Consider the following 14711-nt stretch of genomic DNA (forward strand, 5'->3'; position numbering starts at 1 on the left):
AGCTCCCACAGTGAATTGGGGTATCAGGGCTAGATCTTTGGTGGGCCGGGGTAGCCGCAATGCACCCACGCCGCAGGCCGGAAGTACCAGGCCATGATCACCAGCTTGAGCAGCGAGCCCTGGCCCATGCGCAGCAGGTTCAGGTAGCTGTTTTCCCAGCGGTGCAGGAAGCTGCGGATCTGCTCGGCGCTGGCGTTTTCCCAGCTGCCCCAGATACCGGTCAACGGGCCTCGGGTGATGCCCATGCCCAGCACGTCAAACAACTGCTGGGTGAGCTTGAACATCTCTGGCGACAGGTGCTGCAGGCTGTAGTCGAGCTTTTTCAGGGTGTCTTCGATGCCGGCAACCACCTCCTCGACGCTGGCCGCACCTTCGAGCAGTACCGGGATCACCGCGCGTAAAAACGGCAAGTCACTGCTGCGCAACATGGCAAAACCAGTGGCCGGCGTGCTGCTGGAGCAGCCACTGAGGCTCGCGCCCAGCCCGGCGGTGGCCAGGAACGCGCTGGCGCACAGGCCGATTTTCAAAACGCCGCGCCGCGACAGCGCAGGTGAGTCAGTCAGGCTGGGGTTCATTGTTTGGGTCCCGTGAGTGGCGCTATCAGCGGATAAACAACGTCTGGATCAGCTTCTGGATGGATTTACCGTAGGGCGGGTAAATCAATTTCGCCGCGTTCAGGCGTTGCTTGACCAACACACCCTTGGCCTTGCTGAACGTCAGAAACCCTTCATGGCCGTGGTAATGGCCCATGCCCGACGGGCCGATGCCGCCAAACGGCATGTCGTCCTGAGCCACGTGCAGCAACGTGTCGTTCAGGCACACGCCGCCGGAATGGGTTTCGTGAAGTACGCGGTTCTGTTCACGCTTGTTGTAGCCGAAGTAGTACAGGGCCAGTGGGCGCGGCCGTGCGTTGATGTAGGCAAACGCCTGGTCAATGCCGCGATAAGGCACTATCGGCAGCACCGGACCGAAAATTTCGTCCTGCATCACCGTCATCTCATCGCTGACGTTCAGCAACAGGCTGTGAGCCATGCGCCTTGCCTGGCTTTGCTCGTAGAGGGGAATGAGGGTGGCGCCTTTGTCCGTGGCGTCCTTGATGTAGGCATTGAGCCTGGCCAGTTGCCGTTCATTGATGATGGCGGTGTAGTCCGGGTTGTCGACGAGCGTGGGATAAAACCCGCGCACGGCGGTGGTGTAAGCCTCGACGAAACCTTCAACGCGATCTTCCGGCACCAGCACGTAGTCCGGCGCCACACAGGTTTGCCCGGCGTTCAGGGCTTTACCGAAAGCGATGCGCTCGGCAGCGTCCTTGAGCGGCACGTCGGCGGAAACGATGGCCGGCGATTTGCCGCCCAGTTCCAGCGTGACGGGGGTCAGGTTTTCGGCGGCGGCGCGCATCACGTGCTTGCCGATGCTGGTGGCGCCGGTGAACAGCAGGTGATCGAAACGTAAACTGGAGAATGCAACGCCCATATCGGCTTCGCCGAGCACCACGCACACCAGGTCCTCGGGGAAGACTTTCGCCAGCAGCGCCTTGAGCAGTTTACCGGTCGCGGGCGTGGATTCGCTGAGCTTGAGCATTACCCGGTTACCGGCAGCGAGGGCGCCCACCAGCGGGCCAATGGCCAAATACAACGGGTAGTTCCACGGCACGATCACGCCGACCACGCCCAATGGCTGATAAATGACTTTGGCCGACGCCGGCTGAAACGCAATGCCCACCGCCCGCCGGGAAGGTTTCATCCAGCCTTTGAGGTGTTTGCTGGCATAGTGAATGCTGTGCAGACTGGGCATAAGTTCGGCGAACAGGGTTTCATCTGCGCTGCGGTTGCTGAAGTCACTGCTGATCGCGTCTATTAACGACTGACGTTCGTCGCTGAGCAGGTCGCGCAAGGCTTTGAGCCATTGTTGACGTTGCGCAGCCGGTGGCATCGGGTTGGCGGCATAGGCGCGGCGTTGGGCGTCGAACAGGTGTTGGAGTTCGTCCAGCGCCTGGGGATCGTGCAGATAGGCGACGTTGGCAGGCATGGCGCAGTTCCCGATTGTTATAGGTCTGCCTGGATTTTTAGAGTTATTGCTCTAAGTTGTCAAATGTCGTTGCATCAACCTGCGGATTCATCCCGTTGAGGATAGACCGTAAGATGCTTCATCACGTGTATGGAAGCTGATCCCCTATGGCGCCACGAATTAAGACCAGCGAACGCATTGTGCAAACCAGCCTGGAGCTGTTTAACCAGCAGGGCGAGCGCAGTGTCAGCACCAACCATATTGCCGCTCACATGGAAATTTCCCCGGGCAACCTGTACTACCACTTCCCCAACAAGCAGGCGATTATCGCCGTGCTGTTTCGTGAGTACGAAGCCCTGGTAGACAGCTTCCTGCGCCCGCCCGAGGGCCGAGCCGTCACGGTCGAAGACAAACGCTTTTACCTGCAAGCCGTGCTGGCGGGCATGTGGCGTTACCGTTTCCTGCACCGCGACCTCGAACACATGCTGGACAGTGACCCGGAATTGGCCACCAGCTACCGGCGCTTCTCTCAGCGCTGCCTGAGTCAAGCCGCTGCGATTTACCAAGGGTTTGTCGACGCCGGCATCCTCAATATGGACCCGGTGCAAACTGAGGCCCTGACGCTCAATGCCTGGATCATCCTCACCTCCTGGGTGCGTTTCCTGTGCACCACCAATGAAAATTCCGCCCACTTGAGCGCCGAAGCAATCAAGCGCGGGGTGTATCAGGTGCTGTTGCTGGAGGCGGGGTTTGTCACGCCCCAGGCGAAAGAGGCGGTAGACGCCTTGTTCAAAGAGTTTTATGTGCCGTTGAATCAGGCACTGGAAGAAGTGAAGTAGGACCTTTCTCGAATCTGTTCACAGGAGTCCGTCATGCCGCTTGCCCAACTGATCAGCCCCCAGCAACTGGCCGAGCGCCAGAAGGCCGGAGGGCTGGTGACCCTGGATTGCCGTTTTGCCCTGGAAGACCCGGATTACGGGCGCTGCAGTTATGCCGAAGGGCATATCGAAGGTGCGCAATACGCTGATTTGGAACGCCACCTCAGTGGCCCGGTGACCAAAAGCGTGACCGGCCGTCACCCGTTGCCGGCGGCCGATACCCTGGTTCGACAGTTGCGCGCGTGGGGCATCAATGCCGACACCGACGTGGTGCTGTACGACGACGGCCCAGGCGCCTATGCCGCCCGGGCGTGGTGGTTGCTCGCCTGGCTGGGCAAGCGAGATGGCGTGTTTATTCTGGACGGTGGCCTCAAGGCCTGGCACTCGGCCGGTTTCCCTCTGAGCCTGGATGCACCGGTGATCGAGCCGGGGACTTTTTCCGGTACGCCGGACAATCACCTACTGCTGGACGCCGAGCATTTGCAAAAACGTCTCGGCCAGCCTGGCCTGACGCTGATCGATGCCCGTGCCCAAGCGCGCTTTCGTGGCGACGTGGAACCCATCGACCCGGTCGCCGGGCACATTCCCGGTGCGCAATGCGCAGCGTTCAATGAAAACCTTGGCAGTGACGGGCGTTTTCTGCCGCCGGAGCAGCTAAAGCAGCGGTTTGCCGCGCAATTGCAGGGGCGTTCGCCGGATGAGTTGGTGGCTTACTGCGGCTCGGGCGTGACGGCGTGTCATAACCTGTTTGCCTTGAGTTTGGCGGGTTACCCGTTGGGCAAGTTGTATGCAGGGTCGTGGAGTGAGTGGATTACTGATCCCGATCGGCAGATTGCGACGGGTGACTGATTCGTCTGCTGTGTAAACCCAATCCAACTGTGGGAGCTGCGGTGCGACGATTCGACTTGCCTGCGATAGCGGTGTGTCAGCCCCAAAAAAGGTAGCTGACACTCCCTCATCGCAGGCAAGTCGAATCGTCGCACCGCAGCTCCCACAGTTTTAACTGTGTTGTGTCAGCAGCCATTGGGGAATTCGGCGCTCCAGGTAATAGCTTGGCCGCTTCAGCGAACCGTCCACAAACCCCACATGCCCACCTTTCGCCAGTAACTCAAACTCGGTGCACTCCGACAACTCACTCGCCTCGGGCAAGCTGTGGGCGAATACAAACGGGTCATCCGCAGCCTGGATAATCAGGGTTGGCGTGCGGATATCGCCCAGGTAGTACCGACTCGACGCACGACGGTAATAGTCCTCGGCACTGAGGAAACCGTGCAGCGGCGCAGTTACCCGCCCGTCGAAATCCCAGAACGTGCGCATCTTTTCCAGCGAGCCCAGGCCTTCCAGGGTTTTCAGCCCGTCAGCCCGACCATCCTGCACAAAGCGGCTTTGCTTGACGCGGATATACGCGAGCATTTCGCGCATGAAGTGCTTTTGATACACCCGCGAAAAACCCAACCCGATGCGGTCTGCGCATTGGTCCAGGCGAAACGGCACCGACACCGCCGCTGCGCCTTGCAGCCCTGACGCCACGCCGGTTTCCCCGAGATGCTTGAGCAGCACATTGCCCCCCAGGGAGTAACCCACCGCGTACAGCGGCGCCAACGGCCGCTTGGCACGCAGGTGGGCAATCGCTGCCGCCAGGTCTTCGCTGGCGCCGGAGTGATAGCTGCGCGCCAGCAAGTTAGGCTCGCCCGAGCAGCCGCGCCAGTTCAACGCCGCACTGGCCCAACCCTGCGCGGCGAGGACTTTTTGCAGGCCAGCGACGTAAGGCGAGTTGGATGAGCCGGTCAGCCCATGCAGCACCAACACCAGCGGCGCCTGTGCGTCGTGCGGGCCGTGCCAGTCAAGGTCGAGAAAGTCGCCGTCGTCCAGCCACAGGCGCTCGCGTTGGCGTTCGATGTGGGTAGTGGGCCGCCACAATGGGCCCCACAGCGTTTGCAGATGGGGGTTGCCGAGGCCGAAGGCGGGGGTGAACAGGTCGGAGGAAGGCTTCATGAAACTCTCTGTGGGCAAACGCACGTACCTGTGACGGTGGAGCTCGGTTGTGGCAAGCAGGCTTTCTGTGGCGAGCGGGCTTGTAGTGGCGAGCGGGCTTGCCCCGCGTTGGGCTGCGCAGCAGCCCTATCAAGATCGCTGCATTTATTCAGGCAGAGCGCGGTTGCAGGTATTAGGGCTGCTGCGCAGCCCAACGCGGGGCAAGCCCGCTCGCCACAACAAGCCTGCTTGCCACAATTAGACCGCTCGCCACAACAAGCCCGCTCGTCACAAATGAATCAGGCGGCGCTTTCGACAAAGCGGTGCCACAACGCGTAATACACTCGGCCGGACTTCTGCTCCCGGTGCAGGCGCCAGGCGCCCGGCAGCCCAAGGGTCGAAGGCGCGGTCTCGCTTTCAGTGTAGATCCACGAATCCGGCGCCAGCCATTGGCGTTCTTCCAGCAACGCACACACGGTCGGCAACAGGTTCTGGTTGAACGGCGGGTCGAGGAACACCACGTCGTATTGGCTGGCCGGCTGGGTTTCCAGGTAGCGCAACGCGTCGGCGGTTTGCACCTGCCCGGTGGTGCAACGCAGCGTGCCCAAGTGTTCCTTGAGGCTGGACACTGCGACATTGCTGGCGTCCAGCGCCTGGCCCAAGGCTGCGCCACGGGACAGGGCTTCGAGGAACAGCGCGCCGCTGCCCGCGAACGGGTCGAGTACCTTGGCCCCGCCGATGTACGGCGCGAGCCAGTTGAACAGGGTTTCACGCACACGGTCCGGCGTCGGGCGCAGGCCCACGACGTCGGGGAAGCTCAGCTTGCGGCTGCCCCATTCGCCGCCAATGATGCGCAGCTGGCCCACACCGTTATGAACGTTGTGGACGGGTTTTTTCGGGCGAGATGAACTGGCCATTAATGCTCCGGAACCCCGAGCGGCTGCTCGGCGGGTTTATCAGTGGGGGGCGGTAGTGGCTTTTGCGCAATCGTCGGGCCGGCGGTCACGATGACCATCTTGTCGGCGCTCAAGTGTTTATTCATGGCAGCCTTGACCTGCTCTACGGTCAGGGCCTGGGATTGTTTCATGAAATCCTCAAGATAGCTCAGCGGCAGGTTGTAGAACCCCATGGCGCCCAACTGCCCGACGATGTCGGCGTTGCTCGCGGTAGACAGCGGGAAGCTGCCGGCCAGCTCACGCTTGGCATCATCCAGTTCCTTTTGCGTCGGGCCGGTCTTCAGGTAATCGGCCAGCACGTCTTCCACCAGGCGCAGCGTCCCGCCGCTCATTTCGGCGCGGGTCTGCAGGTTGATCATGAACGGGCCGCGCACTTGCATCGGCGAGAAGCCCGAGTAGACGCCGTAGGTCAGGCCGCGTTTCTCGCGCACTTCACTCATCAAACGGGTGCCGAAGCCACCGCCGCCAAGGATCTGGTTGCCCAGGGACAAGGCTGCGTAGTCCGGGTCTGCGCGGTCGATGCCCATTTGCGCGAACAGCAAGTGCGTTTGCTTGGACGGGAACTCGATATGGCTCAGGCCCGCTTTCGGCTCGGTCGGCTGGGCGATCTTCGCCAGCGCCGGGCCTTTGGGCAGCGATGCCGATACCTTGGCCGTCATGGCTTCAGCTTCGGCGCGCGTCAGGTCGCCTACAACCGCGATCACCGCGTTGCCAGCGGCATACGCCTTGGTGTGGAACGCCTGCAATTGCGCCAGGGTAATCGCCGGGATGCTTTCAGGGGTGCCTTCGCTCGGGTGAGCGTAAGGGTGATCGCCGTACAAGCGCTTGAACAGCTCCAGGCTGGCCAGTTTGGCCGGGTTCTGTTTCTGGTACTCAAAACCGGCGAGGATCTGGTTCTTGATGCGCGCCAGTGAGTCGGCGGGGAAGGTCGGCTTGCCGATCACCTCGTCGAACAGCGCCAGCGCTGCATCGCGCTTGTCGCTGTCGCTGAGGCTGCGCAGGGAGACCAGCGCCATGTCGCGGAACGCGCCATTGCCAAAGTCAGCGCCCAAGCCTTCAAAGCCACTGGCGATCTGGCTGACATCCTTGCCCGGCACGCCTTCATTGAGCATGGCGTTGGTCAGCAGTGCCACGCCGGGCGTGTTGCCGTCCTGGCTGCTGCCGGCGGCGAACAGGATGCGTATGTCGAACATCGGCAACTCATGGGCTTCGACGAACAGCACCTTGGCGCCTTCGGCGGTGGTCCAGGTTTGCACGTCGAGCTTGCGGTTGGTCGGCGCCTTGCCGTCCAGTTCCGCCAGGGATTGCAGTTTGTTGCCCGACTGGGCTTTTTCCAGCGCAGGGCTGGCAACCGACTCGCTCGGGCGCAGGAAGTACACGGCGCCCGCGGCGATCAGGGTGACGACCACCAGGCCGGGGAAAATCAGACGGCTGCTTTTGCGATCACTCATGAGCGGTCTCCTCAGGCAGAACATGGGCGACGCTGAGACGTTCGCGGGTGAAATAGGTGCGTGCGGCGTTCTGGATGTCTTGCGGGGTCACGCTTTGCAGGTCGGCCAGCTCGGTGTCCATCAGCTTCCAGGACAGGCCAACGCTTTCCAGCGAGCCAATGGCCGTGGCCTGGCTGGTGATGGAGTCGCGCTGGTAAACCAGGCCGGCTATCACTTGGGCGCGGATACGCTCCAGTTCCTCGGTGGTCGGCGGCTTGGCTTTCAACTCATCCAGCAAGCGCCACAGGCCAGCCTCGGCTTGGGCAATGGTCTTTTTCTTCTGCTGGTTTGGCGTAGCGCTCAGGGTAAACAGGCTGTCGCCACGGGTGTAAGCGTCGTAGTTGGTGGACGCGGCGGAAACAAGTTCTTCACCGCGCTCAAGTTGCTCGGAGATACGCGCGCTGTAGCCGCCATCCAGCAGCGCGGAAATCAGGCGCAGGGCTTGTACCGAGCGCTTGTCTTCGGCCGTGGCCAGGCCGGGCACATTGAAACCGAGAATCACGCTCGGCAGTTGGGTTTGCACATGCATCGTCAGCAAGCGCTCGCCCGGCTCGGCCAGCTCCAGAGGCACCTTGGCGGGTGGCACATCACGCTTGGGGACCGGGCCGAAGTAACGCTGGGCGAGGGTCTTCACCTCGTCCGGGGTGACGTCGCCGACCACCACCAGCGTGGCGTTGTTCGGCACGTACCAGGACTGGTACCAGTGGCGCAGTTCTTCAACTTTCATGCGTTCAAGGTCAGCCATCCAGCCGATGGTCGGCGTGTGATAGCCGCTGGCCGGGTAGGCCATGGCCTTGAAACGTTCAAAGGCCTTGGACAGCGGGTTGTCGTCGGTGCGCAGACGACGCTCTTCCTTGATGACTTCGATTTCGCGGCTGAACTCGTCGGCCGGCAGACGCAGGCTGGCCATGCGGTCGGCTTCCAGCTCGAAGGCGACGCCCAGGCGATCACGGGCCAGCACTTGGTAGTAGGCGGTGTAGTCGTCACTGGTGAAAGCGTTTTCTTCGGCGCCGAGGTCGCGCAGGATCAGCGAGGCCTCGCCAGGGCCGATTTTGGCGCTGCCCTTGAACATCATGTGTTCCAGGGCGTGGGACAAACCGGTTTGGCCCGGGGTTTCATAGCTCGAGCCGACCTTGTACCAGACCTGGGAAACCACCACCGGCGCGCGATGGTCTTCGCGCACGACCACTTTCAGGCCGTTATCGAGGGTGAATTCATGGGTGGGTTGTGGGTCGGCAGCCAAAGCTGAAAGGGGCAGACAAACTGTGCCGAGCAGCAGGCCTGCAGCGCGGCGGGCTAGAGCATTCATTCGTTTTTAAACCTGTTGGGCTGCCCGCTTGGTCTTAGCGTCGGCGGGCGAGGAGGTGCTAGGATACTGATCCGGTTTGGACACGGCCACTGCGGCGGTCATCTTGTCCCGGATTCGGTCGTAGGAATGTAGGAAATGGCGTTGGTTTTCTCCGACGATCTTCTACTTTTCGCCGATTTTGTCGCTTCAGTCCTTTATTGAAACGATTCGTTAAGGCCTTTATTTTACGCCTTACAAAATGTTGCGCATGAACAAGCGAGCCTTAAAGCAGTCTGTTCTGCATCGAATTTATTTACCGAGGCGCCCTGGCGCATCGCCACTTTGAGATAGCCGTCCTCCATGTTTGGTTCCAACGACGACAAAAAGAGCCCAGCTGCGGCTGGCGAGAAAAAAGGCCTGTTCGGATGGCTGCGCAAAAAGCCGCAGGAAACCGTCGTCGAACAGCCGCAGGTTCAACCTGAGCCTATCCTTGAACCTGTAGTGGAAGCCGAACCGGTCGCTGAAACGCCTGCGCCGATCGTGTTGACCCTGGCTGAGCCGGTATTGCAGCCGGTGCTTGAACCGGAGCCCGAGCCTGAGCCTGAGCACAAACCGTGGCCGCAGTTGCCGGTGGCTGAAGAGCCCGTGGCGTTGGTTGAAGATGTACAGGCCGAGCACGTGGCGCCGCCGATTCCGGTAGTGGTTGAGCCGGTTGAAGACGTTGTAGTCCAAGCGCCGCCAGCCAGCATTGAAGTGCCAGAGCCAGCCGTTGTAGAGCCTGCGCCTGTTGCGGTCATCGCTGCGCCCGCCGTTGTTGAGGTCGAGCCAGCGTCAGAGCCCGTCGCTGCACCCGCTGAAACCAGCAAAACCGGTTTCTTCGCCCGCCTCAAGCAAGGCCTGAGCAAAACCAGCGCCAGCATCGGCGAAGGCATGGCCAGCCTGTTCCTCGGCAAAAAGGTCATTGATGACGAACTGCTGGAAGACATCGAAACCCGCCTGCTGACCGCCGACGTGGGCGTCGAAGCCACCGCCGTGATCATCCAGAGCCTGACCCAGAAGGTCGCGCGCAAACAGCTGACCGACGCCGATGCGCTGTACAAATCCCTGCAGGCCGAACTGGCCGCCATGCTCAAACCCGTTGAAGCGCCGCTGGTGATCACGCCGAACAAGCCGTTCGTGATCCTGGTCGTTGGCGTCAACGGCGCCGGCAAGACCACCACCATCGGCAAGCTGGCCAAGAAGCTGCAACTGGAAGGCAAGAAAGTCATGCTCGCCGCCGGCGACACCTTCCGCGCCGCTGCCGTGGAACAGCTGCAAGTCTGGGGTGAGCGCAACAAGATCCCGGTGATCGCCCAGCACACCGGCGCGGATTCCGCCTCGGTGATCTTCGACGCCGTGCAAGCCGCCAAGGCGCGCAACATTGACGTGTTGATCGCCGATACCGCCGGTCGCCTGCACACCAAAGACAACTTGATGGAAGAGTTGAAGAAAGTGCGCCGCGTGATCAGCAAGCTCGACGCCGACGCCCCGCACGAAGTGTTGCTGGTGCTCGACGCCGGCACCGGCCAGAACGCCATCAGCCAGGCCAAGCAATTCAACCAGACGGTGCAACTGACCGGTCTGGCATTGACTAAGCTCGACGGCACGGCCAAGGGCGGCGTGATCTTCGCCCTGGCCAAACAGTTCGGGTTGCCGATTCGTTATATCGGCGTCGGTGAAGGCATCGACGACCTGCGCACCTTTGAAGCCGAACCCTTTGTACAGGCACTTTTCGCCGAGCGGGAGCGTTCATGATTCGATTCGAACAGGTCGGTAAACGCTACGCCAACGGGCATGTGGGCTTGCATGAGCTGAGCTTTCGCGTGCGTCGCGGCGAGTTTTTGTTTGTAACCGGTCACTCGGGCGCCGGCAAAAGTACGCTGTTGCGCCTGCTGCTGGCCATGGAACGCCCGACCACCGGCAAGCTGCTGCTGGCCGGCCAGGATTTGGCCACCATCAGCAATGCGCAAATTCCGTTTCTGCGCCGCCAGATCGGCGTGGTGTTCCAGAACCACCAGTTGCTGTTTGATCGCACGGTGTTCAACAACATTGCCCTGCCATTGCAGATTCTTGGGCTGTCCAAGGCTGAAATCATCAAGCGGGTGGATTCGGCCCTGGAGCGCGTGGCGCTCTCGGACAAGACCGACTTGTACCCTGGCGACCTGTCCACCGGGCAGCAACAGCGCGTCGGCATTGCCCGCGCTATCGTCCACCGCCCGGCCTTGCTGCTGGCGGATGAACCTACTGGTAACCTCGACCCGCGTCTGGCGGCCGAGATCATGGGTGTTTTCGAAGACATTAACCGCTTGGGCACCAGCGTGCTGATCGCCAGTCACGACCTGGCGCTGATCGCGCGCATGCGTCACCGCATGCTCACCCTGCAGCGCGGCCGTCTGATCGGTGACGGGGAGGCCGGTGTATGAGTGCTACCCGCAGCCCTAAAGTGTCCGAACGCGTGGCGCCGAAACCGGCCGACCCACAACCGAAAAAGAAGAAAAAAGACGAAGACGACGGCCCGGACTTCAGCACGCTGCTGCGCGCCTGGATCGAAAGCCATCGCGCCAGCCTGCTCGACAGCCTGCGGCGTCTGGGCAAACAGCCGATCGGCAGCTTTTTTACCTGCCTGGTGATGGCCGTGGCCTTGAGCCTGCCAATGGGTTTGTCGCTGCTGCTTAATAATGTGGAACGCCTGGGCGGCTCCTGGCAACGCGCGGCGCAGATTTCCCTTTACTTGAACATCGACGCCAGCGCCAAAGACGGCGAATCCTTGCGCGATGATATCAAGAACCTGCCGGGCGTGGCGGATGCGGAGTACATCAGCCGCGATCAGGCCCTTGAGGAGTTCCAGCAGCAGTCCGGCCTGGGTGAGGCGCTCAAAGAGCTGCCGCAGAACCCGCTGCCGGGCGTGGTGCTGGTGACGCCGAATGAAGTCGACAAACCCGCGCTTGAAGCCCTGCGACAAAAACTCGCAGAAATGCCGAAGGTGCAACAGGCGCAACTTGATCTAGTCTGGGTAGAGCGCCTGGCGGCGATCCTCAAGCTGGGCGACCGCTTCGTGTTCGGTCTGACGGTGCTGTTGGTGTCTGCATTACTTTTGGTGATAGGTAATACCATTCGTCTTCATATTGAAAACCGTCGCACCGAGATAGAAGTGATTAAACTGGTCGGCGGCACGGACAGCTATGTGCGTCGTCCTTTTCTGTACATGGGCGCGCTTTATGGCTTGGGTGCCGGGTTTCTGTCCTGGGGCGTGCTGGCGTTTGGCCTGGACTGGCTGAACGACGCGGTTGTCGGGCTGGCCGGACTCTACGGCAGCGATTTTGCCTTGGCTGGCGTGCCGGTCGCCGATGGTCTGAGCCTCTTGCTTGGCGCAGTATTGTTGGGGTATATCGGTGCGTGGATTGCGGTGGCGCGGCATTTACGTGAGCTGGCACCGAAGTAGTTTGAAATCGTTAATGTCAGATTAATGTGGTTTCGATTGTATTGACCGTATCAGTGGTTTAGGGAACTTGTCCTACGGTTCTCGGTCAATTTTCGCAGTGCTGAACTGCACGAGTTATGTAAGTCGGAGGTTTCGTATGACCACTTCTTTGCAACCTGCCTATGCGCTGGTCCCGGGTGCAAACCTGGAAGCCTATGTGCATACGGTGAACAGCATTCCATTGCTGACGCCTGAGCAGGAGCGTGAACTGGCCGAGAGTCTCTACTATGAGCAGGATTTGGGGGCGGCTCGGCAGATGGTGCTCGCCCACCTGCGTTTTGTTGTACATATCGCCCGTAGCTATAGCGGCTACGGCCTGGCTCAGGCTGATCTGATCCAGGAAGGCAACGTTGGCCTGATGAAGGCTGTAAAGCGCTTCAACCCTGAGATGGGCGTGCGTTTGGTATCGTTTGCCGTGCACTGGATCAAGGCGGAAATCCACGAGTTCATCCTGCGCAACTGGCGCATCGTGAAAGTGGCTACCACCAAGGCCCAGCGCAAACTGTTCTTCAACCTGCGCAGCCAGAAGAAACGCCTGGCGTGGCTGAACAACGAGGAAGTCCACCGCGTGGCCGAAAGCCTCGGCGTGGAGCCCCGTGAAGTGCGCGAGATGGAAAGCCGCTTGACCGGCCATGACATGGCCTTCGACCCGGCCGCTGAAGCGGACGACGACAGCGCCTTCCAATCGCCGGCCAACTACCTGGAAGACCACCGGTACGACCCGGCGCGTCAACTGGAGGATGCGGACTGGAGCGACAACTCCAACCACAACCTGCACGAAGCGCTGGAAGTGCTGGACGACCGCAGCCGTGACATCCTCTACCAGCGCTGGCTGGCAGAAGAAAAAGCCACGCTGCACGACCTGGCGCAGAAGTACAACGTGTCGGCCGAGCGGATTCGTCAGCTTGAGAAAAGCGCGATGAACAAGCTGAAGTTGTCGATCGCTGCTTAAAACACAGCAATAAAAAATGCCCCGATTGAAAGATCGGGGCATTTTTGTTTGTGTCCGAAAAGCCTGAGCCCAACTCGGTTTAACACTGTGGGAGCTGGCTTGCCTGCGATAGCGGTGTGCCGGTGTGCAGAAGGCTGGCTGACAGGGCCTCATCGCAGGCAAGCCAGCTCCCACAGGTGTTTTGCAGTGTGTCAGTCAGACCAAGGGGCTTTTCTGGAGTTGTTCAGCTCCACCAGGTAACCATCCCCGCCCAATTGGCTCATCTGCTGCCGAATCCACGCCGCCCGCCTTGCCACATACGCCGTCGGATGGCTGGCACTCCACACCCGTGGGTTGGGCAGTACCGCCGCCAGATAGCTCGCCTGCTGGCGAGAAAGCCCCTTGGCACTGACGCCAAAGTGATGCCGCGCCGCCGCCTCCGCGCCAAACACGCCGTCATCCCATTCCACGCTGTTGAGGTACACCTCAAGAATCCGCTGCTTGGGCCACAACACTTCGATCAGCCCGGTAAACCACGCCTCCAGGCCCTTGCGCAGATAGCTGCGGCCGGTCCACAGGAACAGGTTTTTCGACACCTGCTGGCTCAACGTGCTGGCGCCGCGAATTGAACCGCCGCGCTCGTTGTGCAGGATCGCCGCCTGGATCGCGTCGAAATCAAAACCCCAGTGCTGCGGGAAACGCTGGTCTTCACCGGCCATCACCGCCACTTTAAGGTCGTCGGAGATCTCATCCCACGGCACCCAGGTGCGCTGCAGGTCAATCGGTTCGCCGTCGAACCAGGATTCGACCTTGCGCTCCACCATCAAGGCGGTAAACGGCGGCGGCACGACGCGAAACAGCAGCACCAACAGCACACTGGCGATGGCAAACCATTTCACGACGTTGAGTAAGCGTTTGAAGAGGAGACGCAGCATAGAGATGGCTTGGCCGAACCCGTTGAGCGGGCCATTATACAGACCCTGCCCGATGAGTCTGACTGGAGTTCCTCATGCTGCGTAGCTTTCTGATGCTGGCTGCCTTTTTCGGCTTTACCGGCGTCGCCCTTGGCGCTTTTGCCGCCCACGGCCTGAAAAACCGCCTCAGTGCCGAGTACCTGGCGATCTTCCACACCGGCGTCACCTACCAATTGGTCCACGCGTTGGCACTGTTTGGCGTGGCGCTGCTGGCCGCGCACATTCCTGGCCGATTGATTGGCTGGGCAGGTATCTCGTTTGCCGTCGGTATCCTGCTGTTCTCCGGCAGCCTGTACGTGTTGACGCTGACTGGTTTCAGCAAGCTCGGCATCATCACGCCGTTTGGCGGGCTGGCGTTCCTGCTCGGCTGGTTCTTCCTCGGTTTGGCCGCCTGGCGATTGCAGCCCATCTGACCGGGGGGCTTGGGCCGGCAACGCCAATCGGGCTAGAATGCTGGCCCCTAAAAACGATGGCGGCTTGCGGCATGCGCATTCAGTTGAACGGCGAACCCCTTGAACTGCCCGACGGTGAAACCGTTGCGGCCCTGCTGACCCGTCTGGATTTAACCGGGCGTCGCGTCGCAGTGGAGCTCAACCTGGATATCGTCCCGCGTAGCCAGCATGCCGAGACCGCGCTCACCGAGGGTGACCAGGTCGAAGTGGTCCACGCCATCGGCGGCGGCTAGTCGCGCAG

The 14711-nt window shown here is 61.0% G+C and carries 15 protein-coding genes; 8 read left to right on the forward strand and 7 right to left on the reverse strand.

Translation table 11 applies throughout. The features are described 5' to 3' along the window. Window positions 1-29: 29 nt before the first annotated feature. Both ACP7A2_RS04930 and ACP7A2_RS04935 read right to left on the reverse strand, forming a co-directional pair. Complete coding sequence (locus ACP7A2_RS04930; RefSeq protein ID WP_426133332.1) at window positions 30-575, reverse strand: twin-arginine translocation pathway signal protein; 546 nt, start codon at window positions 573-575, stop codon at window positions 30-32. 25 nt (window positions 576-600) lie between these two features. Further along, a complete protein-coding gene (locus ACP7A2_RS04935; protein WP_426133333.1) occupies window positions 601-2028 on the reverse strand; it encodes a coniferyl aldehyde dehydrogenase in 1428 nt (475 codons plus the stop codon). A gap of 146 nt (window positions 2029-2174) precedes the next feature. On the opposite strand from ACP7A2_RS04935, the gene ACP7A2_RS04940 reads away from it, so the two are divergent. Both ACP7A2_RS04940 and ACP7A2_RS04945 read left to right on the forward strand, forming a co-directional pair. Then, window positions 2175-2846 carry a TetR/AcrR family transcriptional regulator gene (locus ACP7A2_RS04940; RefSeq protein WP_426133334.1) on the forward strand — a complete coding sequence of 224 codons (672 nt, stop codon included), beginning with the start codon at window positions 2175-2177 and terminating at the stop codon, window positions 2844-2846. Between the two features lie 33 nt (window positions 2847-2879). After that, window positions 2880-3734: a sulfurtransferase gene (locus tag ACP7A2_RS04945; RefSeq protein WP_426133335.1), complete on the forward strand. Its 855-nt coding sequence runs from the start codon at window positions 2880-2882 to the stop codon at window positions 3732-3734. A 150-nt stretch (window positions 3735-3884) separates the two neighbouring features. Here ACP7A2_RS04945 and ACP7A2_RS04950 read toward each other — a convergent pair whose 3' ends face one another. From ACP7A2_RS04950 to ACP7A2_RS04965, 4 genes are all read right to left on the reverse strand, one after another. Continuing rightward, on the reverse strand, window positions 3885-4880 hold the full coding sequence (locus ACP7A2_RS04950; RefSeq protein ID WP_426133336.1) for a hydrolase: 996 nt from the start codon (window positions 4878-4880) through the stop codon (window positions 3885-3887). Between the two features lie 278 nt (window positions 4881-5158). Beyond that, window positions 5159-5776: a 16S rRNA (guanine(966)-N(2))-methyltransferase RsmD gene (gene rsmD / locus ACP7A2_RS04955; protein WP_348056966.1), complete on the reverse strand. Its 618-nt coding sequence runs from the start codon at window positions 5774-5776 to the stop codon at window positions 5159-5161. After that, on the reverse strand, window positions 5776-7266 hold the full coding sequence (locus tag ACP7A2_RS04960; protein ID WP_426133337.1) for a M16 family metallopeptidase: 1491 nt from the start codon (window positions 7264-7266) through the stop codon (window positions 5776-5778). The genes rsmD and ACP7A2_RS04960 overlap by 1 nt, the downstream gene beginning before the upstream one ends. Continuing rightward, on the reverse strand, window positions 7259-8614 hold the full coding sequence (locus tag ACP7A2_RS04965) for a M16 family metallopeptidase (RefSeq protein ID WP_426133338.1): 1356 nt from the start codon (window positions 8612-8614) through the stop codon (window positions 7259-7261). Before ACP7A2_RS04965 ends, ACP7A2_RS04960 begins: the two co-directional genes overlap by 8 nt. 339 nt (window positions 8615-8953) lie before the next feature. On the opposite strand from ACP7A2_RS04965, the gene ftsY reads away from it, so the two are divergent. The 4 genes from ftsY (at window position 8954) to rpoH (ending at window position 13065) form a co-directional block, all read left to right on the forward strand. Then, complete coding sequence (gene ftsY, locus ACP7A2_RS04970; protein WP_426133339.1) at window positions 8954-10387, forward strand: signal recognition particle-docking protein FtsY; 1434 nt, start codon at window positions 8954-8956, stop codon at window positions 10385-10387. Beyond that, window positions 10384-11055 (forward strand): cell division ATP-binding protein FtsE, encoded by a 672-nt coding sequence (gene ftsE, locus ACP7A2_RS04975; RefSeq protein WP_017476533.1) that lies wholly within the window; start codon window positions 10384-10386, stop codon window positions 11053-11055. The genes ftsY and ftsE overlap by 4 nt, the downstream gene beginning before the upstream one ends. Beyond that, the gene (gene ftsX, locus ACP7A2_RS04980) at window positions 11052-12074 is read left to right on the forward strand and encodes a permease-like cell division protein FtsX (protein ID WP_348056972.1); all 1023 of its coding nucleotides are present in this window, start codon (window positions 11052-11054) and stop codon (window positions 12072-12074) included. The genes ftsE and ftsX overlap by 4 nt, the downstream gene beginning before the upstream one ends. A gap of 136 nt (window positions 12075-12210) precedes the next feature. Further along, entirely contained in the window at window positions 12211-13065 is an 855-nt protein-coding gene (rpoH, locus tag ACP7A2_RS04985) for an RNA polymerase sigma factor RpoH (protein WP_003176698.1), read from the forward strand. A gap of 191 nt (window positions 13066-13256) precedes the next feature. Here the strand turns inward: rpoH and mtgA are convergent, their stop codons facing one another. Beyond that, on the reverse strand, window positions 13257-13979 hold the full coding sequence (gene mtgA, locus ACP7A2_RS04990) for a monofunctional biosynthetic peptidoglycan transglycosylase (RefSeq protein WP_426133340.1): 723 nt from the start codon (window positions 13977-13979) through the stop codon (window positions 13257-13259). Window positions 13980-14053: 74 nt separating this feature from the next. Here mtgA and ACP7A2_RS04995 point away from each other — a divergent pair, with 74 nt between their 5' ends. Together ACP7A2_RS04995 and thiS are read left to right on the forward strand one after the other, a co-directional pair. Continuing rightward, on the forward strand, window positions 14054-14431 hold the full coding sequence (locus tag ACP7A2_RS04995; RefSeq protein ID WP_348056976.1) for a DUF423 domain-containing protein: 378 nt from the start codon (window positions 14054-14056) through the stop codon (window positions 14429-14431). A gap of 71 nt (window positions 14432-14502) precedes the next feature. Then, window positions 14503-14703 carry a sulfur carrier protein ThiS gene (gene thiS / locus ACP7A2_RS05000; RefSeq protein ID WP_178112716.1) on the forward strand — a complete coding sequence of 67 codons (201 nt, stop codon included), beginning with the start codon at window positions 14503-14505 and terminating at the stop codon, window positions 14701-14703. Window positions 14704-14711 lie beyond the last annotated feature (8 nt).

The sequence above is a fragment of the Pseudomonas sp. PWP3-1b2 genome (genome assembly GCF_049896045.1).
GTDB lineage: Bacteria > Pseudomonadota > Gammaproteobacteria > Pseudomonadales > Pseudomonadaceae > Aquipseudomonas > Aquipseudomonas antarctica_B.